This window comes from Streptomyces sp. NBC_01304, from assembly GCF_035975855.1.
GTDB lineage: Bacteria > Actinomycetota > Actinomycetes > Streptomycetales > Streptomycetaceae > Streptomyces.
In genome coordinates, this window is sequence record NZ_CP109055.1 from 8,778,785 (window position 1) to 8,797,938 (window position 19,154).

The 19,154-nt window shown below is 70.3% G+C and carries 18 protein-coding genes; 14 read left to right on the forward strand and 4 right to left on the reverse strand.

Annotation, left to right across the window (positions count from 1 at the left end):
- The first annotated feature begins 97 nt into the window (after positions 1–97).
- On the forward strand, positions 98–1,534 hold the full coding sequence (gene rox, locus OG430_RS39045; RefSeq protein WP_327357389.1) for a rifampin monooxygenase: 1,437 nt from the start codon (positions 98–100) through the stop codon (positions 1,532–1,534).
- Positions 1,535–1,622: 88 nt separating this feature from the next.
- Here the strand turns inward: rox and OG430_RS39050 are convergent, their stop codons facing one another.
- Positions 1,623–2,030: a hypothetical protein gene (locus tag OG430_RS39050; protein WP_327357390.1), complete on the reverse strand. Its 408-nt coding sequence runs from the start codon at positions 2,028–2,030 to the stop codon at positions 1,623–1,625.
- 346 nt (positions 2,031–2,376) lie between these two features.
- Between OG430_RS39050 and argC the strand changes: the two genes are divergently transcribed.
- From argC to OG430_RS39075, 5 genes are read left to right on the forward strand one after another with little or no spacing between them, the layout of a single operon-like run.
- A complete protein-coding gene (gene argC / locus OG430_RS39055) occupies positions 2,377–3,405 on the forward strand; it encodes an N-acetyl-gamma-glutamyl-phosphate reductase (RefSeq protein ID WP_327357391.1) in 1,029 nt (342 codons plus the stop codon).
- Positions 3,402–4,556, forward strand: coding sequence for a bifunctional glutamate N-acetyltransferase/amino-acid acetyltransferase ArgJ (argJ, locus tag OG430_RS39060; protein ID WP_327357392.1), 1,155 nt, complete (start codon positions 3,402–3,404; stop codon positions 4,554–4,556). Before argC ends, argJ begins: the two co-directional genes overlap by 4 nt.
- 42 nt (positions 4,557–4,598) lie before the next feature.
- Positions 4,599–5,498, forward strand: coding sequence for an acetylglutamate kinase (gene argB, locus OG430_RS39065; protein ID WP_327357393.1), 900 nt, complete (start codon positions 4,599–4,601; stop codon positions 5,496–5,498).
- Positions 5,495–6,700, forward strand: a complete 1,206-nt coding sequence (locus OG430_RS39070; protein ID WP_327357394.1) for an acetylornithine transaminase — start codon at positions 5,495–5,497, stop codon at positions 6,698–6,700. The genes argB and OG430_RS39070 overlap by 4 nt, the downstream gene beginning before the upstream one ends.
- A 19-nt stretch (positions 6,701–6,719) precedes the next feature.
- Complete coding sequence (locus OG430_RS39075; RefSeq protein ID WP_327357395.1) at positions 6,720–7,265, forward strand: arginine repressor; 546 nt, start codon at positions 6,720–6,722, stop codon at positions 7,263–7,265.
- Here the strand turns inward: OG430_RS39075 and OG430_RS39080 are convergent.
- Positions 7,262–7,975, reverse strand: a complete 714-nt coding sequence (locus tag OG430_RS39080; RefSeq protein WP_327357396.1) for a L,D-transpeptidase family protein — start codon at positions 7,973–7,975, stop codon at positions 7,262–7,264. The genes OG430_RS39075 and OG430_RS39080 overlap by 4 nt on opposite strands.
- Positions 7,976–8,004: 29 nt before the next feature.
- A complete protein-coding gene (locus OG430_RS39085; protein WP_327357397.1) occupies positions 8,005–8,592 on the reverse strand; it encodes a pyridoxamine 5'-phosphate oxidase family protein in 588 nt (195 codons plus the stop codon).
- Between the two features lie 159 nt (positions 8,593–8,751).
- On the opposite strand from OG430_RS39085, the gene OG430_RS39090 reads away from it, so the two are divergent.
- From OG430_RS39090 to OG430_RS39110, 5 genes are all read left to right on the forward strand, one after another.
- Positions 8,752–9,945, forward strand: a complete 1,194-nt coding sequence (locus tag OG430_RS39090; protein WP_327357398.1) for an argininosuccinate synthase — start codon at positions 8,752–8,754, stop codon at positions 9,943–9,945.
- 76 nt (positions 9,946–10,021) lie between these two features.
- On the forward strand, positions 10,022–11,452 hold the full coding sequence (gene argH, locus OG430_RS39095; protein WP_327357399.1) for an argininosuccinate lyase: 1,431 nt from the start codon (positions 10,022–10,024) through the stop codon (positions 11,450–11,452).
- A 136-nt stretch (positions 11,453–11,588) separates the two neighbouring features.
- Positions 11,589–12,140, forward strand: coding sequence for a TetR/AcrR family transcriptional regulator (locus OG430_RS39100; RefSeq protein ID WP_327357400.1), 552 nt, complete (start codon positions 11,589–11,591; stop codon positions 12,138–12,140).
- Positions 12,137–13,684: an MFS transporter gene (locus OG430_RS39105; RefSeq protein WP_327357401.1), complete on the forward strand. Its 1,548-nt coding sequence runs from the start codon at positions 12,137–12,139 to the stop codon at positions 13,682–13,684. The genes OG430_RS39100 and OG430_RS39105 overlap by 4 nt, the downstream gene beginning before the upstream one ends.
- A gap of 136 nt (positions 13,685–13,820) precedes the next feature.
- Positions 13,821–14,864, forward strand: coding sequence for a S1C family serine protease (locus OG430_RS39110; RefSeq protein WP_327357402.1), 1,044 nt, complete (start codon positions 13,821–13,823; stop codon positions 14,862–14,864).
- A gap of 112 nt (positions 14,865–14,976) precedes the next feature.
- Here OG430_RS39110 and OG430_RS39115 read toward each other — a convergent pair whose 3' ends face one another.
- Positions 14,977–15,648: a lysophospholipid acyltransferase family protein gene (locus tag OG430_RS39115; RefSeq protein WP_327357403.1), complete on the reverse strand. Its 672-nt coding sequence runs from the start codon at positions 15,646–15,648 to the stop codon at positions 14,977–14,979.
- A gap of 225 nt (positions 15,649–15,873) precedes the next feature.
- Here OG430_RS39115 and OG430_RS39120 point away from each other — a divergent pair, with 225 nt between their 5' ends.
- The 3 genes from OG430_RS39120 (at position 15,874) to OG430_RS39130 (ending at position 19,111) form a co-directional block, all read left to right on the forward strand.
- Positions 15,874–17,046, forward strand: a complete 1,173-nt coding sequence (locus tag OG430_RS39120) for a glycerophosphodiester phosphodiesterase (RefSeq protein ID WP_327357404.1) — start codon at positions 15,874–15,876, stop codon at positions 17,044–17,046.
- Between the two features lie 74 nt (positions 17,047–17,120).
- Entirely contained in the window at positions 17,121–17,714 is a 594-nt protein-coding gene (locus OG430_RS39125) for a TetR/AcrR family transcriptional regulator (RefSeq protein WP_327357405.1), read from the forward strand.
- A complete protein-coding gene (locus tag OG430_RS39130; protein ID WP_327357406.1) occupies positions 17,711–19,111 on the forward strand; it encodes an MFS transporter in 1,401 nt (466 codons plus the stop codon). Before OG430_RS39125 ends, OG430_RS39130 begins: the two co-directional genes overlap by 4 nt.
- The last annotated feature ends 43 nt before the right edge of the window (positions 19,112–19,154 follow it).

Genomic DNA, 19,154 nt, shown 5'->3' on the forward strand with positions numbered 1-19,154 from the left:
CTCAACTTATAGCGCACCAGGGGGCTTGCGGCAAGGCCCAGGGCGTACCGCAGAATGGTCAACTCAACGCCAGGACCTGCGGAAATGGACACTCTTGATGATTGACGTGATCGTGGTTGGCGGCGGGCCGACCGGCTTGATGCTGGCCGCCGAGTTGCGACTGCACGACGTGAACGTGGTCGTGCTGGAGAAGTTGACCGAGCCGACCTCGCAGTCCCGCGGGCAGGGTCTGCACGCACGCAGCGTCGAGATGATGGATCAGCGGGGTCTGCTCGACCGGTTCCTCGCGGTCAGCGAGAAGTTCTCGGTCGGCGGTCTCTTCGGCGGCATCGCGAAGCCGTGGCCCGAACGCCTCGACACGGCGCACCCGTTCGGCGTCGCCACTCCGCAGCCGCTCACCGAGAAGATCCTCAACGAGCGTGCCCTCGAACTCGACACCGAGATCCGGCGCGGCTCCACGGTGGTCGCCCTGAGCCAGGACGACGACGGAGTGAGCGTCGAGCTGGCGGACGGCACGCAATTGCGCTCGCGCTACCTCGTCGGATGCGACGGCGGCCGCAGCGCGGTGCGCAAGCTGCTCGGCGTCGACTTCCCCGGCGAGGCCGCCACGGTCGAGACGCTGCTCGGCGAGATGGAGGTGACCGCGGATCAGGCGACGATCACCGCGGCCACCGCGGAAGTCCACAAGACCCAGCTGCGGTTCGGCCTGGCCCCGTCCGACTCCGGCAAGGGCGGCGTGTGGCGTGTTGTCGTGCCCGCCGACGGTGTGGCCGAGGACCGGGCGACCGAGCCGACCCTCGACGACTTCAAGAAGCAGCTGCACGCGTTCGCGGGCACCGACTTCGGCGTGCACTCGCCGCGCTGGCTGTCCCGGTTCGGCGACGCCACCCGGCAGGCCGAGCGCTACCGGGTCGGCCGGGCGTTCCTGGCCGGCGACGCGGCGCACATCCACCCGCCGACCGGCGGGCAGGGGCTCAACCTCGGTGTGCAGGACGCGTTCAACCTCGGCTGGAAGCTGGCCGCCGCGGTGCACGGCTGGGCGCCGGAGGAGCTCCTCGACACCTACCACGCCGAACGGCACCCGGTGGGCGCCCGCGTCATCGACAACACCCGCGCACAGATCACGCTGCTCGGCTCCGAGCCGGGCCCGACCGCGCTGCGCGAGCTGTTCTCGAAGCTCATGGACTTCGAGGAGGTGAACCGGTACGTGACCGAGATGATCACTGCGATCGGGGTCAGCTACGACTTCGGCGAGGGCCATGAACTGCTCGGCCGCCGGATACGGGACGTGGAGCTGAAGCAGGGCCGCCTCTACGAGCGGATGCACGAGGGCCGCGGCCTGCTGCTCGACCAGACCGGCCGGCTCTCGGTGGCGGGCTGGGCGGACCGCGTCGACCACGTCGTGGACGTGAGCGAGGAACTGGACGTGCCCGCCGTGCTGTTGCGGCCGGACGGTTATGTGGCGTGGGCCGGCGACGACCAGCAGGAGCTGCTCGACGCGCTGCCCAAGTGGTTCGGCGCAGCCACCGCCTGAGCACGTACCGCCCATGCGCGAGGCCGGACAGAACTCGGGTTCTGTCCGGCCTCGCGCATGGCAAGAGGTGTCGGCGAGACGGCGTCGATCAGCCGGCGTCGAGGGCCTCGTTGATCTTGCGGGTCATCTCGGCCACGGTCGGGCTGGGCTGGCCCTTGCGGTTCTGGGTGGCCGACTCGATGGCGACGGTGAGGATGCTGCGGAAGTTGTCGGCCTCGGCCGGGTCCTGCTTCTTGAGTACGCCCACGGTCTCGGTCAGGGCCGGCAGCACACGGTCGGCGATGTCGGCCGTGGACTTGCCGTCCAGGTTCTCGATCTTCGTCCGCTCGGCGAGTATGTGCCCGACCGGGCCGGTCGCGGTGGCCAGTGCGATGGAGCCCTGCGTGGCGATCTTGTGGGGGGAGCCTGCGGCGTCAGCGGCGGCAAGGAGCGTGACGGCGCCGTACGCGGCGGTCCGCAGGGTGATCTTTTCCTGGTCGGTCAGGGTGATGGCCATGGTGATGAGCTCCTCGTGATTCGTACGCCGTGTCCGGCGCCGCCGTCTTCGTGTCTCCATTATGGCACATGGGTGGCGCCATGGCGAGCCATTAATGGCGCCAGGTATGCGATCGGTGGCGTCAATGCGGTCAAATTCCTTACGAGATCCAACTGAAGCACTCAACTTCGGCCATCGGGGCGCGAATTCGCCAACTCATGCGCGCGGCCCTGGCGCCAAGCGTCAGGCGCCAAGGGCCGAGGGCCAAGCGTCCGGCGGCCCGCTCGCCCTGATCGCCCGCCATCCGAAACGCTTTGCATAACCCTGCATCGCTACGTATAGTCATGCCATCGACTAGGAGGGTCCGATGGCAGTACGAGCAGCAGTCGCAGGAGCGAGCGGATACGCGGGCGGGGAACTGCTCCGCCTGCTCCTCGCGCACCCGGACGTCGAGATCGGCGCCCTGACCGGCAACTCCAACGCCGGGCAGCGCCTCGGTGCGCTGCAGCCGCACCTGCTGCCGCTCGCCGACCGCATCCTGGAGCCGACCACCGCCGACGTCCTCGCCGGCCATGACGTGGTCTTCCTGGCCCTGCCGCACGGCCAGTCCGCCGCGGTCGCCGAGCAGCTCGGCCCGGATGTCCTCGTCGTCGACATGGGCGCCGACTTCCGGCTCAAGGACGCGGGGGACTGGGAGAAGTTCTACGGCTCCACGCACGCCGGAAGCTGGCCCTACGGCCTGCCCGAGCTGCCGGACGCGCGCACCGCGCTCGCCGGGTCGAAGCGGGTCGCCGTGCCCGGCTGCTATCCGACGGCGGTCTCGCTCGCGCTCGTTCCGGCGTACGTCGCCGAGCTCGCCGAGCCCGAAGCGGTGATCGTCGCCGCCACCGGTACGTCGGGCGCGGGCAAGGCCCTCAAGCCGCATCTGCTCGGCTCCGAGGTCATGGGCTCGATGTCCCCGTACGGCGTGGGCGGCGGCCACCGGCACACCCCCGAGATGATGCAGAACCTCGGCGCGGCCGCCGGCGAGCGGGTCACCGTGTCCTTCACGCCGACCCTCGCCCCGATGGCCCGCGGCATCCTCGCCACCTGCTCCGCCAAGGCGAAGCCGGGCGTCACGGCGCAGGATGTACGTACCGCCTATGAGAAGGCCTACGCCGACGAGCCGTTCGTGCACCTGCTGCCCGAAGGGCAGTGGCCCGCGACGGCCTCGGTCTACGGCTCCAACGCCGTGCAGATCCAGGTCGCCTTCGACGAGGCCGCCCACCGGATCATCGCCATCAGCGCGATCGACAACTTGACGAAGGGCACCGCCGGCGGCGCGGTGCAGTCCATGAACATCGCCCTCGGTCTGGACGAGACCACCGGGCTTTCCACGATCGGAGTCGCGCCATGAGCGTCACCGCCGCCAAGGGGTTCAGCGCCTGTGGCATCGCCGCGGGCATCAAGGAGAACGGCAACCCGGACCTGGCCCTCGTGGTCAACAACGGCCCGAGCCTCGCCGCCGCGGGCGTCTTCACCTCCAACCGTGTGAAGGCCGCCCCCGTCCTGTGGTCCGAGCAGGTCATCAAGGGTGGTCAGGTCTCCGCCGTCGTCCTCAACTCCGGTGGCGCCAACGCCTGTACGGGACCCAAGGGCTTCCAGGACACACACGCCACGGCCGAGAAGGTCGCCGAGGTGCTGGGTCAGAACGCGGGGGAAATCGCCGTCGCGTCGACCGGTCTCATCGGCGTCACGCTGCCCATGGACAAGCTGCTCCCGGGCGTGGAGACGGCCGCCGCCCAGCTCTCCGAGCACGGCGGCGAGAAGGCCGCCATCGCCATCAAGACCACCGACTCCGTGCACAAGACGTCGGTCGTGACGAAGGACGGCTGGACCGTCGGCGGCATGGCCAAGGGCGCGGGCATGCTCGCCCCCGGCCTCGCCACCATGCTCGTGGTCCTGACGACGGACGCCGCCCTCGAAAGCGACGTACTCGACAAGGCCCTGCGCGACGCCACCCGGCTCACCTTCGACCGGGTCGACTCCGACGGCTGCATGTCGACCAACGACACCGTGCTCCTGCTCGCCTCCGGTGCCTCCGAAGTCACCCCGGAGTACGAGGAGTTCGCCGAGGCCGTACGCGAAGTCTGCGACGACCTGGCCCGCCAGCTGATCGGCGACGCCGAGGGCGCCAGCAAGGACATCCGGATCGAGGTCATCAACGCGGCGAGCGAGGCCGACGGCGTGGAGGTCGGCCGGTCCATCGCCCGCAACAACCTGCTCAAGTGCGCCCTCCACGGCGAGGACCCCAACTGGGGACGGGTCCTCTCCGCGATCGGCACCACCAAGGCGGCCTTCGACCCGGACCAGTTGAACGTCGCCATCAACGGCGTCTGGGTCTGCAAGAACGGCTCGGTCGGCGAGGACCGCGACCTCGTCGACATGCGCTACCGGGAAGTCAAGATCACCGCAGACCTCGCGGCCGGCTCCGCCGAGCCCGTCGTGATCTGGGCCAACGACCTGACCGCCGACTACGTCCACGAGAACAGCGCCTACTCGTCCTGACGACGCGCTGGTCCGAGTGACCACCCGAGGACCCATCACCTCATGAGCACCCGCAAGCACACCGCACTGCCCAAGGCGCAGATCCTCATCGAGGCGCTGCCCTGGCTGACCCGTCATCAGGGCAAGACCGTCGTCATCAAGTTCGGCGGCAACGCCATGATCGACGAGGAGCTCAAGGCCGCCTTCGCCCAGGACGTCGTCTTCCTGCACCACGCCGGCCTCAAGCCCGTCGTGGTGCACGGGGGCGGCCCGCAGATCAGCAAGGCCCTCGACCGGCACGGGATCGTGAGCGAGTTCAAGGCCGGTCTGCGCGTCACGACCGAGGACGCCATGGACGTCGTACGCATGGTCCTCGCGGGCCAGGTCCAACGCGAGCTGGTCGGCCTGCTCAACCAGCACGGCCCCCTCGCGGTCGGCCTGACCGGCGAGGACGCGCACACCATCACCGCGACCCAGCACAAGCCGACGATCGACGGCGAGTTGGTCGACATCGGCAGGGTCGGCGAGATCACCGCCATCGACACCGGGGCCATCGAGGCGCTGCTCGCCGACGGCCGTATCCCGGTGATCTCTTCCATTGCCCGCTCCCAGGACGACGGACATGTCTACAACGTCAATGCTGATACGGCGGCTGCGGCACTCGCTGCGGCGCTGGACGCCGAAACGCTGATGGTCCTCACGGACGTCGAAGGCCTCTACGAGGACTGGCCGAACAGTGACGACGTGATCAGCAAGATCACCGCGACCGAGCTGGAGAAGCTGCTGCCCGAGCTGGCCAGCGGCATGGTGCCGAAGATGGAGGGCTGTCTGCACGCGGTACGCAACGGCGTGACGACCGCCCGCGTCATCGACGGCCGGGTCCAGCACTCGATCCTGCTGGAGATCTTCACGGATGAAGGAATCGGCACGATGGTCGTGCCCGACGCGGAGGGGGAAGCATGAGCAACGCACAGTTCGCCGAGCGGTGGCAGCACTCGCTGATGAACAACTACGGGACGCCGAAGATGTCCCTGGTCCGCGGCGAGGGCGTCCGGGTCTGGGACGCCGACGGCAACGAATACCTCGACTTCGTCGGCGGCATCGCGGTCAACGCCCTCGGCCACGCCCATCCCGCGGTGGTCCGCGCGGTCAGCGACCAGGTGGCGACCCTCGGCCAGGTCTCCAACTTCTTCATCGCCGAGCCGACTGTCACGCTCGCAGAGCGGCTGCTCCACCACTTCGGACGGCCCGGCAAGGTCTTCTTCTGCAACTCCGGTACGGAGGCGGTCGAGGCCGCCTTCAAGATCGGGCGGCTGACCGGGCGTTCCCACATGGTGGCGACCGAGGGCGGCTTCCACGGCCGCACCATGGGCGCCCTCGCGCTCACCGGACAGCCCGCCAAGCAGGAGCCCTTCAAGCCGCTGCCCGGCGATGTCACGCACGTACCGTTCGGCGACGTCGAGGCACTGCGCGCGGCGGTCACCGAGGACACGGCGTTCGTCCTCATCGAGCCCATCCAGGGCGAGAGCGGCGTCGTCGTGCCGCCGCCCGGCTACCTCAAGGCGGCCCGCGAGATCACCGCCGCCACCGGCACGTTGCTCGTCCTCGACGAGGTGCAGACCGGCATCGGCCGGACCGGGCACTGGTTCGAGTACCAGGCCCACGAGGGCGTCGAGCCCGATCTGGTCACCCTCGCCAAGGGACTCGGCGGCGGCCTGCCCATCGGCGCGGTCGCGGCCTTCGGCAAGGCGGCCGACCTGCTCTCGCCCGGCCAGCACGGCACCACGTTCGGCGGCAACCCCGTCGCCTGCGCGGCCGGTGTGGCGGTCCTGGACACCATCGCCGCCGACGGACTCCTCGACAACGTGAAGCGGCAGAGCGAGAAGCTCCGCAACGGAATTGAAGGTTCCGGCCATTCCCTGGTCGGCCATGTCCGTGGTGCGGGGCTGCTGCTGGGTATCGTGCTCACCGAGCCGCTGGCGCCCCAGGTGCAGCAGGCGGCTCAGGACGCCGGCTTCCTGGTGAACGCGCCCGCGCCCGATGTCATCCGGCTGATGCCGGCGCTGACCATCGGCGACGCGGACGTGGACACGTTCCTCCAGGCCCTGCCCGGCGTGCTGGACAAGGCCCTCGCGGCCCACGGGGACGGACGATCCGGAGCATGATCCGGAGAATGAGACGACGATGAGTCTGCAGGACAACGAGCACGGCGCAGAGCAGGGCGGACCCGCCGTACCGCAGACCCGCACCGCCCGCCACCGCCGGATCGTGGACATCCTCAACCGGCAACCGGTGCGCTCCCAGAGCCAGTTGGCGAAGCTGCTCGCGGACGACGGCCTGTCCGTCACGCAGGCGACGCTGTCGCGGGACCTGGACGAGCTGAACGCGGTGAAGATCCGCAACAACGACGGCGACCTGATCTACGCGGTCCCGAGCGAGGGCGGTTTCCGCACCCCGCGCGCACCGCTGGGCGAGTCGGCGAAGGAGGAGCGGATGCGGCGGCTCGCCGCCGAGCTGCTGATCTCGGCGGAGGCCTCCGCCAACCTCGTCGTCCTGCGCACCCCGCCGGGCGCCGCGCAGTTCCTGGCCTCGGCGATCGACCAGGCCGAACTGCACGACATCCTCGGCACGATCGCCGGCGACGACACGCTGATGCTGATCAGCCGTGAACCGAGCGGCGGGCAGGCCCTGGCGGACCATCTGCTGCGGCTCGCCCAAAACGCTCGCTAGTAGCGCGTGATCGCGATCGGCCCCGACCGGGTGCCGATCGCGATGTGCGGCGCCCGCTCCGGCTTCGCCCACGTCAGGATCCGGCGCATCGCGTCGCCGGACACCGAGACACAACCGGCCGTCGCCCCACGCCCGTTGACGTGCAGAAAGATCCCCGCGCCCCGGCCGTGCACCGGGCGCGCGTAGTTGAAGCCGATGACGAGGGCGTACGCGTACTGCCTGCCGAAGTCGACAAGATGCTCGGACTCCTTCTTGCGGCAGTCGGCGGGCAGCGGCTCGGCCCATCGGTTGTAGGCCCGCGACCGGTTGTCCTGGCACCACCAGGAGTTCTGCCGCACACGCCGGTACGCCGCCGAAGTCCCGCCCGGCGCGGCCTTGACGCCGAACGCGTACGGCAGGTCGTACAGCCCCGCCGGAGTGGTGTTCGTGCCCTGCTTGCGCGAGGCCCCCTCGACCAGCCCCTTCGAACCGAACCGGGCCGGCGCGCTCCCCACCCGCACCCACCGCCCACCGCGCCGGTCCCACCAGGTCAGCGTCCCGGTGGTGGACCCGGCCCGCGGTGCCACCGCGGTGATCAGCTGGCTGCCGCCGCCCGTGTCCGCCATCCGCTCCGGCAGCGGCGGCGCACCGTGCGCGGCACCCGTGACCAGCAGGACCGAAGCGAGGGCGAGACCGGCACGTACGGCTGAAGCGGCCGGTGCGACGGCCATGGCAACCCCCGAGGGAGAGGGACGGTTGCTCAGACGCTACTGGGCGGCAGCGGGAGCGGCAGTCCCGCCAGGCCGTCGATGCTCTGCGCGATGTGCTCCTTCTTGGTGAAGTACTCGCTCAGCGAGGCGTCGTCCTTGCGGCCGAAGAACTTGCCGTGCAGGTCGCGGTCCTCGTCGTACGTCATGACCGGGACGTTGTATCCACAGGTGTCGCGGACGAGGTCGGCCGACACGACGATGATCGCGCGCAGTCCGTGCGGGCTGGGGTCGATGTCCGGGAAGTGCTTGAGCAGTTCGGCGAAGCGGGGGTCGTCCCGGAACACGGGCTCGCCGCGGCCGTGCACCCGAACGATGTTCGGCGGGCCCTGGAAGGCGCACCACATCAGCGTGATGCGGCCGTTCTCGCGGAGGTGGGCGATGGTCTCGGCGTTGCTGCCCGCGAAGTCGAGATAGGCCACGCTCAGCTCGTCGATGACGGCGAACGAGCCGGTCAGGCCCTTCGGGGAGAGGTTGACCGTGCCGTCGCCGGAGAGCGGGGCGGTCGCGGTGAAGAACATCGGCTGGGCCTCTATGAAGGTGCGCAGGCGGCCGTCGATGCGGTCGTAAGTCTTTCCCATGCCTAAGGATTATCACGGAGATCGTTTGCGTGTCTAAGTAAATCCGCGACGTGGACCCATGAGGCGAATCCTCGATTGACGAATCATGCAGTGGAATGCATACTCATGCATGACAGTGATTGCACCGTGACCGCACCGAGAGCCCGCAAGGAGGACCCCGTGACCGAGCGCGTCGTACTCGCCTACTCGGGCGGCCTGGACACCTCCGTCGCCATCGGCTGGATCGCCGAGGAGACGGGTGCCGAGGTCATCGCGGTCGCCGTGGACGTCGGCCAGGGCGGCGAGGACCTGGACGTCATCCGCAAGCGCGCCCTCGCCTGCGGTGCGGTGGAGGCCGAAGTCGCCGACGCCAAGGACGAGTTCGCCGACGAGTACTGCCTCCCGGCGATCAAGGCCAACGCCCTCTACATGGACCGCTATCCGCTGGTCTCCGCCCTGTCCCGGCCGACCATCGTCAAGCACCTGGTGGCCGCCGCCCAGAAGCACGACGCCGGCATCGTCGCCCACGGCTGCACCGGCAAGGGCAACGACCAGGTGCGGTTCGAGGCCGGCATCGCCGCCCTCGGCCCCGACCTGAAGTGCATCGCCCCGGTCCGCGACTACGCCATGACCCGGGACAAGGCCATCGCCTTCTGCGAGGACAAGGGCCTGCCGATCGCCACCACCAAGAAGTCGCCGTACTCGATCGACCAGAACGTCTTCGGACGCGCCGTCGAGACCGGCTTCCTGGAGGACATCTGGAACGCGCCCGTCGAGGACGTCTACGAGTACACCGAGAACCCGGCGACCCCGCGAGAGGCCGACGAGGTCGTCGTCTCCTTCGAGCAGGGCGTCCCGGTCGCCGTCGACGGCAAGGCCGTCACCGTCCTCCAGGCCATCCAGCAGCTGAACGAACGGGCCGGCGCCCAGGGCATCGGCCGCATCGACATCGTCGAGGACCGGCTGGTGGGCATCAAGTCCCGCGAGATCTACGAGGCCCCGGGCGCGATCGCACTGATCACCGCCCACCAGGAACTCGAGAACGTCACCGTCGAGCGCGAACTCGCCCGCTACAAGCGCCAGATCGAGCAGCGCTGGGGCGAACTCGTCTACGACGGCCAGTGGTTCTCCCCGCTCAAGCGGGCCCTCGACGGCTTCATCAGCCAGGCCAACGAGCACGTCACCGGCGACATCCGGATGACCCTGCACGGCGGCCGCGCCGTCGTCACCGGCCGGAAGTCGCCCCAGTCGCTCTACGACTTCAACCTGGCCACGTACGACACCGGCGACACCTTCGACCAGTCCGCCGCCCGCGGCTTCATCGACATCCACAGCCTGTCGTCGAAGATCGCGGCCCGCCGCGACCTGGCCTGAGCAGTAGCGTTCACACCGCCTCCTCGTCCGTGGGTGGGGAGGCGGCCGCACACCCGTAGCCTTGAGGAGCACAGCAGTGAGCAGCAACAACAGCGGTGACGTCCGGCTCTGGGGCGCCCGTTTCGCCGACGGGCCCGCCGAGGCCCTCGCCAAGCTGTCGGCGTCCGTCCACTTCGACTGGCGGCTCGCCCCGTACGACATCGCCGGTTCCCGCGCCCACGCGCGCGTGCTGAACAAGGCCGGGCTGCTCACGGCCGACGAGCTGCAGCGCATGATCGCCGGGCTCGACCAGCTCGACGCGGACGTGGCGAGCGGCGCGTTCACCGGCACCATCGCCGACGAGGACGTGCACACCGCCCTCGAGCGGGGACTCCTCGAACGCCTCGGCCCCGACCTCGGCGGCAAGCTGCGCGCCGGCCGGTCGCGGAACGACCAGGTGGCGACCCTGTTCCGGATGTACCTGCGGGACCACGCGCGGATCATCGGCGGCCTGATCGCCGACCTCCAGGAGGCCCTTGTCGGCCTCGCCGAGGCCCACCCGGACGTCGCGATGCCGGGCCGTACACACCTCCAGCACGCCCAGCCGGTCCTCTTCGCCCACCACGTCCTGGCGCACGTCCAGTCCCTGTCCCGGGACGCCGAACGCCTGCGGCAGTGGGACGAGCGGACCGCCGTGTCACCCTACGGCTCGGGTGCGCTCGCCGGTTCCTCGCTCGGCCTCGACCCGGAGGCCGTCGCCGCGGACCTCGGCTTCGAGCGCGGCAGCGTGGGCAACTCCATCGACGGCACGGCCTCGCGCGATTTCGTCGCGGAGTTCGCCTTCATCACCGCGATGATCGGCGTGAACCTCTCCCGGATCGCCGAGGAAATCATCATCTGGAACACGAAGGAGTTCTCCTTCGTCACCCTGCACGACGCCTTCTCCACCGGCTCCTCGATCATGCCGCAGAAGAAGAACCCGGACATCGCCGAGCTCGCCCGCGGCAAGTCCGGCCGCCTCATCGGCAATCTGACCGGCCTGATGGCGACGCTCAAGGCCCTCCCGCTCGCGTACAACCGCGATCTCCAGGAGGACAAGGAGCCGGTCTTCGACTCCTGCGACCAGCTGGAGGTCCTGCTGCCCGCCTTCACCGGGATGATGGCCACGCTCACCGTGCACCGCGAGCGCATGGAGGAGCTGGCCCCGGCCGGCTTCTCGCTCGCCACCGACATCGCGGAGTGGCTGGTCAAGCAGGGCGTCCCGTTCCGGGTCGCGCACGAGGTCGCGGGGGAGTGCGTCAAGGTCGCAGAGGCCGAGGGCAAGGAGCTCGACGACCTCACCGACGACCAGTTCGCCAAGATCTCCGAGCACCTCACGCCCGAGGTGCGGACCGTCCTGAACGTGCCGGGCGCGCTGGCCTCGCGCAGCGGCCGTGGCGGTACGGCCCCGTCGGCCGTGGCCGTCCAACTGGCCGAGGTGAAGGCCGACTTGGCGGTGCAGCGGGGCTGGGCGGACGCGAAGAAGTAGGCCGCCCGGGAGGACGCGGAACCTTTTGAGGGGCTTGGCCATCTTCATGGTGGCCGAGCCCCTTTTGCGTACCCGGTGGTGACTCATCAACGTACTGACTGAGACGGCATTGTCTCAATCAAGTTATAGTCGTCTCATGTCAGTCGACCGAGAGCAAGTGCTGCGCTCCGCGGCCTCCCTCCTCACCCGCAAGGCCACTGCCACGATGGACGAGGTGGCGCGGGCGGCCGGAATCAGCCGGGCCACCCTGCATCGCCACTTCGCGGGGCGGGATGCGCTCGTACGGGCGCTGGAGGAGCTCGGGATACGGCAGTTGGAGGCCGCCCTCGACGCGGCCCGGCTCAACGAGGGGCCTGCCGTCGACGCCGTGCGACGGCTCGTGGCGCAGGCCGAGCCGGTCGCCGGCTTCCTGGCCTTCCTCGTCACCGAGAACCAGCTGTTCGAGGGCGACGAGATGCATCAGGGCTGGTCGCGGATCGACGACCGGGTCTCGGCTCTCTTCCGGCGCGGCCAGGAGGCCGGCGAGTTCCGGATCGACCTCAGCCCGGCCTGGCTGACCGAGGCCCTGTACGGCCTGATCGGCTCCGGGGCCTGGGCCGTGCAGGACGGGCGGCTCGCCGCCAAGGACTTCCAGTACATGGTCGCCGAGTTGCTGCTCGGCGGCGCCCGACGGAGCGTGGAGAAGTGACAAGCACCGAGCAGCAGTCCGCCGAGGCCGATTCCGCCGGACTCCAGAGGGGCCGCTGGCTCGCCCTCGGCGTACTCGTCCTGGCCGTCCTCCTGGTCGCCGTCGACGCGACCGTGCTCGGCCTCGCGACCCCCTTCCTCAGCGAGGACCTCAAGCCGTCCGGTACGCAGCTGCTCTGGATCGGCGACGTCTACTCGTTCGTCATCGCGGGCCTGCTCGTCTCCATGGGCAGCCTCGGCGACCGCATCGGCCGCAAGAAGCTGCTGCTCGTGGGCGCGGTCGCGTTCGGCGGCGTCTCGGTGCTCAACGCGTACGCCACCAGCCCGGAGATGATGATCGTCGCGCGGGCCCTGCTCGGTGTGGCGGGCGCGACGCTGATGCCGTCGACCCTCGCGCTGATCCGCAACATCTTCCACGACCCCAAGGAACGCAGCGTCGCCATCGGCATCTGGGGCGCCGCCGCCTCGGCCGGCGCGGCGGTCGGCCCCCTGGTCGGCGGCATGCTCCTGGAGAACTTCTGGTGGGGCTCGGTCTTCCTGATCAACCTGCCCGTGATGGCGATCCTGGTCGTCGTCGGCATCAAGCTCCTGCCGGAGTCGCGCGACCCCGCCCCGGGGCCCTGGGACCTGCTCAGCGTCCTGCTTTCCCTCATCGGGATGGTCGCCGTGGTGTACGCCGTCAAGGAGGCGGCGGTGCACGGCTTCCGCTGGGACATCGCGGTGGCGGCGGTGCTCGGCGTGTCCTGTCTGATCTGGTTCGCCAGGCGGCAGTTGACGCTCGCCTCGCCGCTGCTCGACATGCGGCTCTTCCACCACCGGGGCTTCTCGGGCGCAGTCCTCGCCGACCTGCTGACCATCCTCGGCCTGTCGGGCCTGGTCTTCTTCCTCTCGCAGTTCCTGCAACTGGTGCAGATGCGCTCGCCGTTGGGCGCCGGCCTCATCGAACTGCCCGCCGCGGTGGGCGCGGTGGCCACGGGCCTGTGCGCCGGAGTGATCGCCCGCCGGGCCTCCGTACGGCTCGCCGTGTCCGGCGGACTCGCGGCCATCGGCCTCGCGCTCGCCACCTGCACGCTGCTCGACGCGAGCACCCCGGCCCTGATGATGTGCCTCGCGCTCTTCGTCGGCGGCGCGGGCGCCGGGCTCGCGTTCACCGTCACCGCGGACGTCATCCTCACCGCCGTCCCCAAGGAGCAGGCGGGCGCGGCCTCCGCCGTCTCCGAGACGGCGTACGAGCTGGGTGCCGCGCTCGGCATCGCGCTGCTCGGGTCCGTCGTGACGGGCATCTACCGCGGCTTCACCGTGCCCGACGGGGTCGACGCGGGCACCGCCTCGGCGGCCCGAGACTCGCTCGGCGGGGCCGTCGAGGCCTCCAAGGACCTTCCCCAGGAGCAGGGTTCGGCGCTGCTCTCCGCGGCGCAGGACGCCTTCACCAGCGGCTTCGAGACGGCGGCGGGGGTGGCCGCGGCCGTGCTGTTCGCCACGGCGATCACGGCCTGGTTCCTGCTGCGCGGGCAGAAGCTGGAGGACGGGATCGCGCATCACTGACGGACGTACGGAACTCTGACGCTTCGGAACTTTCGGGCACAAGTGGGTGAGAACCCTCCGCCGGGCCCTGTCGTCCTTGTCTTCGGACGGCTCATGCGCGGCATTCGGGGAATAACTCCCACGAGGAGGAACGACCGTGCCCGACAACCGAGTTCCCGGCTTCGGCGAGACCTACGGCGAGATGTACGGTCCCGTCCCGCCGCCCGACCGGCCCCTTCCGCCGGGCCACGACGGGCCCGCGTCACCACCCCCGCCACACGCGCACCGGCCGCCTCCGCAGTCGTACGGTTACCCGCCGCCGACTCGGCAGTTGCCACAGCAGTCGTCGTACGCTCCCGAGCCGCAGCCGTACGTTCCCGAGTATCCGGGGCCGACCTACGCGGCCCCGCCGCCCAAGCCGCCCCGCCCGCCCCGGACTCCGCGCCCCCTGCTCGCGGCGGTGCTCGCCGCACTGCTCGCCGGGGCCGGGGCGGGGTACGCGGCCGGCGCGCTCGGCGACAAGGACCCCGTGGCGCCCGGCCGCTCGCCCACGCAGTCGGCGTCACCGACGAAGCCGCCGTCCAAGCCGGCCGGCCTTGACGAGGTGGCCGCACAGGTGCTGCCCAGTGTGGTGTCCGTCGAGACGGAGGACGGCCGGGGCTCGGGGTTCGTCTTCGACGAGCAGGGGCGCGTCCTGACCAACGCGCATGTGGTGGACGGCAGTTCGCGGGCGTTCATCGTCCTTCAGGACGGGCGCAGGATCGCCGCGCGGGTGCTCGGCACCGATCCGGCGCGCGATGTGGCGGTCCTGGACGCGGAGACCGCGCGCGGCCTGATCCCGGCGAAGCTCGCGACGAAGTCGACGGACAAGCCCGCCGTCGGCGACACGGTCCTGGCGATCGGCTCGCCGCTCGGCCTCGCCGGAACGGTCACCTCGGGCATCGTCAGCGGAGTGGACCGCAAGGTGGGACTCGGCGAGGACGAGAGCCAACAGGCCCTGCAGACCGACGCCTCCATCAACCCCGGCAACTCGGGCGGCCCGCTGGTGGACGCGGAGGGCAGGGTGATCGGCATCAACACGGCCATCGCCCAACTCGACGAGGACGGCGACGGCAAGGGCAACGGCGGCTCGATAGGAATCGGCTTCGCGATCCCGATCGGCGACGCGGTGGACGCTGCGCGGGCGATCATTGGGGGCTGATTCATCCCCCACCCCGCCCCTTCCTGAAGGGGCGGGGTGGGGGCGCAGCCCCCGGGACCTCGGCCCACCCCGCCCTCCGGAGGATTTCGGGAAGGGGCGGGGTGGGGAAAAATTACGCGGCCTTGGCCTTGGTCGCGTACATGTCGACGTACTCCTGCCCGGACAGGGCCAGCACCTCGGACATCACCGAGTCGGTCACGGCACGCAGCACATAGCGATCCCGGTCCATGCCCTCGTACCGCGAGAACTCCATCGGCTCGCCGAACCGCACGGTCACCTTGCCCGGCCGCGGCACTCCGGCCCCACCAGGCTGGATCTTGTCCGTCCCGATGATGGCGAACGGCACGACCGGCGCCCCGGTCATCAACGTGAGCCGCGCGATCCCCGTACGCCCGCGGTAGAGCCGCCCGTCGGGCGACCGCGTGCCCTCCGGGTAGATGGAGAAGACCTTGCCCTCCTCCAGGATCCGGCGCCCGGTCATCAGCGCCGCGACACCGCCGCGACCGCCGTCACGGTCGACCGGGATCATCCCGGTGCCCGTGAAGAACCAGGCCATGACCCGGCCCTTGATCCCCTTGCCCGTGACGTACTCGTCCTTGCCGATGAAGAAGACCTGCCGCTTGAGCGACAGAGGCATGATCATCGAGTCGATGAACGTCAGGTGATTGCCGGCGAGGATCACGGGCCCGGTGCCCGGGATGTTCTCCGCTCCCTCGATCCGCGGTCGGAACATCAGGCGCAGGACCGGGCCGAGCACTGCCTTGATGAACGCAAAGCGGGACAACTAGTCCTCCGGTGTCAAGGGTGGGGGGTGAAGTCTTAGCAGGTGAGGACGATACTCGCGGCCCCGTGCGGATTGCACATCGGGTTCATCACATGGATACGCAGTGTTGACGTGCATTTGCGCTGTGTTGGTCCTCCATTGGTGCCAGGGGCTCCCGTACGACACGTACAGCGCCCTAGCATCGGGCACTCGCTTTGACAGGTACATCTCGGCGGAGGGAACCCGATGGCACAGGGCAGCAGCAAGAAGGAGCAGCCGGGCAACGGGCTCGGGCGGCGCGCCGTGCTGGGGGCAGCGGTCCTCGGCGCGGGCGCCTCGACCCTGGCCCTGACCGGCACGGCGAGAGCCGACGAACGCAACGGCGGCGGCGACCACGGCGGCTACCGCGACCTGCCGGTACCCACCGTCATCGGGCACCGCGGCGCCAGTGGCTACCGGCCCGAGCACACCCTGGGTTCGTACCAGCTGGCACTCGACATGGGCGCCCATGTCATCGAGCAGGACCTGGTGCCGACCAAGGACGGGCATCTCGTATGCCGTCACGAGAACGACATCACCGCGACCACGGATGTGTCCGCGCACCCGGAGTTCGCGGACCGCAAGGCCACCAAGTCCGTCGACGGGGTCTCGCTCACGGGCTGGTTCACCGAGGACTTCACGCTCGCCGAGCTGAAGACCCTGCGCGCCAAGGAGCGCATCCCCGGCACCCGGCAGCGCAACACCCTCTACGACGGCCGCTGGGACGTGCCCACCTTCGAGGAGGTCCTGCGCTGGGCCGAAAAGGAGGGCAAGAAGCGCGGAAAGCGGGTCTGGCTGCACGTCGAGACCAAGCACCCCACCTACTTCCGCAAGCTGGGCCTCGGCCTGGAGGAGCCCCTGGCCAAGCTGCTGCGCCGGTACGGCCGGCACAAGAAGAACTCGGCGACCTTCCTCCAGTCCTTCGAGCCGAGCAGCATCCAGAAGCTGGCAAAGCTCGTCGACGCCCCGCGGGTGGTGCTGCTGTCCACCGCGAACTCCCGGCCCTGGGACTTCGTGGAGGCGGGCGACCCCCGCACCGTCGCCGATCTGGTCAAGCCCGAGGGGCTGCGCTGGATCGCCTCGTACGCGCAGGGCATCGGCCCGACCCTCGACCTGATCATTCCGCGTGACGCGGCGGGGAAGCTGACGCAGCCGACCACGCTGGTGCCGGACGCGCACGCGGCGGACCTGATCCTGCACCCGTACACGATGCGCAACGAGAACAGCTTCCTGCCGCTGGAGTTCCGCCGGGGCACCGACCCGAACGCGTACGGGGACGCCTTCGGCGCCTTCAAGGTCTGGTTCGACACGGGGATCGACGGGATCTTCTCCGACAACGCGGACACGGCGCTGCTCGCGGCCGCGGACTTCAAGGGCTGAGCCTGCGGACCGCGCCGAGTGGACACTGGCCGCACCGAGTAGACACTGTCTACCCATCCTGGTAGACAGTGTCTATGAGTGCTGTCCAAGAAGACGCGGGCCTGCGCGCCCGGCTGGTCGCCGTCGGCGTGGAACTGCTGGCCAGTGACGGGATCCAGGCCCTGACCCTGCGGGAGATCGCCCGCAGGGCCGGGGTCTCGCACGGAGCCCCGCGCCGCTATTTCCCCACCCACGTCGAGCTGCTGTCCGCCATCGCCGGGCAGGGCTTCGCGGAGCTGGCCGAGACCGTCGGTGCCACCCTGGCCGACGGTCCCGAGGCCGGCCCGCGCGCACAGCTCGCCGCGCTCGGCCGTGCCTATCTCGACTTCTCGCTCGCCCACCGCGGCATGTTCGAGCTGATGTTCCGGCACGACCTCCTGGAGAGCAATCGGCTGGGCCTGCGCGAGAGCAGCCTGCCGCTGTTCGGGGTCCTGGTGGACCTGGTGGCGCAGGCCAGGCCGGGCTCCGGCACCGCGCCCGAGGTCGCCGCCGCCGCGCTCTGGGCCAACCTGCACGGCATCGCCCAGCTGTGGGCATCCCGCAGCCTTCAACTCGCTTCCGGCGCCGAGGACTTCGGGCCGCTGCTCGATGCCGCCCTCGACGCCCACCTCGGCCCGGACACCGCATGAGCGGCATACGTGCCCCGCGCGGCGGCTCGCGCCTGCAGTGTCTGACCCTCGCCGGCAGCATCACCGGCGCCGTGATCGTCGCCCTGGACGGCACGGTCCTGACCATCGTGCAGCCCTTGCTGCAGCGCGACCTGGACGCCTCCTTCGCTCAGGTCCAGTGGACCAGCACCGGCTACCTCATCGCCGTGGCGAGCCTGCTCGTCTTCGCCGGACGACTCGGCGACCGGTACGGCCACCAGCGGATCTTCGCGCTGGGCATCCTCGGCTTCGGCGCGACCTCGGCCGGCATCGGGCTGGCCTCCGGCATCGGCTGGGTGATCGCCCTGCGCATCGCCCAGGGCGTCTTCGGCGCGCTCCTGCAACCGGCGACACTCGGCATGCTGCGTGCCGCGTATCCGCCCGACCGGCTCGGCATGCCCATCGCCGTGCGGACCAGCGCGATCGGGGCGGCGGCCGCGGCCGGGCCCATCGTCGGCGGGGTGCTCGCGGCGCACTGGGGCTGGCGGGCGGTGTTCTTCCTCAATGTGCTGCCCGCGCTCGCCGTCGGCGTACTGGCACTGGTGGTGCGCGTCCCGGAGCCCCCGAGGGAGCGTGGGCGAGGCCTCGATCTGCCCGGGGCCTTCCTGCTCGCCGCGACGCTGGCCTGCCTGGTCCACACCCTCGTCGCACTGCCCGAGTCCGGCTGGACGCCGACCACCGTGGTCGGGCTGCTCGTCGTGATCGCCGCGGGGGGCGCCTTCGCCCGGCACGAGCTGCGTACGGCAAACCCCCTCCTGGCGCCGGGAGTTCTGCGCTCGGGACCGGTCGTCCCGGCGCTCGGGATGCTGGTCTCGGCGTCGGCGGCGATGTTCGGCACGCTCTTCGTGGCCACGTACTTCCTGCAGGACGTGCTGCGGCTCGACCCGCTGCAGAGCGGGCTGCGCGTGCTGCCGCTGGCCGTGATGATGGTGGTCGGCGCCCCTGTCTGCATCGTGCTGCAGCGCCGCTTCGGCGCACGCCGCGTGTCCGGCGCCGGGGCCGGCCTGATCGGCTGCGGCATCCTGCTCTTCGCGCAGTTGGACCGGGGAGCGTCCGCCGTGGGGATCGGCGGTGGCTTCCTGCTCGTGGGCGCCGGCTTCGGGGCGGTCATGGTCACCGCGACCGCCGTGATCGTCCGCCATGCCTCCGTGGCCGAGGCCGGGGTGGCCGGCGGGCTCCAGCAGACCGCGATGAACATCGGCCCCACGCTCGGCGTCGCCGCGGCCGCCATGCTCGTGGCCCGCGGGGACTTCGCCGCCATGATGGGCCCGACGTCCGTGCTGCTCGCGGGAGTTGCCCTCATCGGTGTCGCCTGCGCCACCCGGTTCCCCGGCGTCGCACCGTCACCCGCGCCACGTCCGGATCACCAGCCGGGGTGAACTACGCCCCGCACGGCAACCTCCCGGGTCGCACCGCTCGTCC

Bases quoted from the DNA above. Each gene is read 5' to 3' on its own strand.
- rox (WP_327357389.1), top strand. From the start codon at position 98: ATGATTGACGTGATCGTGGTTGGCGGCGGGCCGACCGGCTTGATGCTG.
- OG430_RS39050 (WP_327357390.1), bottom strand. From the start codon at position 2,030: ATGGCCATCACCCTGACCGACCAGGAAAAGATCACCCTGCGGACCGCC.
- argC (WP_327357391.1), top strand. From the start codon at position 2,377: ATGGCAGTACGAGCAGCAGTCGCAGGAGCGAGCGGATACGCGGGCGGG.
- argJ (WP_327357392.1), top strand. From the start codon at position 3,402: ATGAGCGTCACCGCCGCCAAGGGGTTCAGCGCCTGTGGCATCGCCGCG.
- argB (WP_327357393.1), top strand. From the start codon at position 4,599: ATGAGCACCCGCAAGCACACCGCACTGCCCAAGGCGCAGATCCTCATC.
- OG430_RS39070 (WP_327357394.1), top strand. From the start codon at position 5,495: ATGAGCAACGCACAGTTCGCCGAGCGGTGGCAGCACTCGCTGATGAAC.
- OG430_RS39075 (WP_327357395.1), top strand. From the start codon at position 6,720: ATGAGTCTGCAGGACAACGAGCACGGCGCAGAGCAGGGCGGACCCGCC.
- OG430_RS39080 (WP_327357396.1), bottom strand. From the start codon at position 7,975: ATGGCCGTCGCACCGGCCGCTTCAGCCGTACGTGCCGGTCTCGCCCTC.
- OG430_RS39085 (WP_327357397.1), bottom strand. From the start codon at position 8,592: ATGGGAAAGACTTACGACCGCATCGACGGCCGCCTGCGCACCTTCATA.
- OG430_RS39100 (WP_327357400.1), top strand. From the start codon at position 11,589: ATGTCAGTCGACCGAGAGCAAGTGCTGCGCTCCGCGGCCTCCCTCCTC.
- OG430_RS39120 (WP_327357404.1), top strand. From the start codon at position 15,874: ATGGCACAGGGCAGCAGCAAGAAGGAGCAGCCGGGCAACGGGCTCGGG.
- OG430_RS39125 (WP_327357405.1), top strand. From the start codon at position 17,121: ATGAGTGCTGTCCAAGAAGACGCGGGCCTGCGCGCCCGGCTGGTCGCC.
- OG430_RS39130 (WP_327357406.1), top strand. From the start codon at position 17,711: ATGAGCGGCATACGTGCCCCGCGCGGCGGCTCGCGCCTGCAGTGTCTG.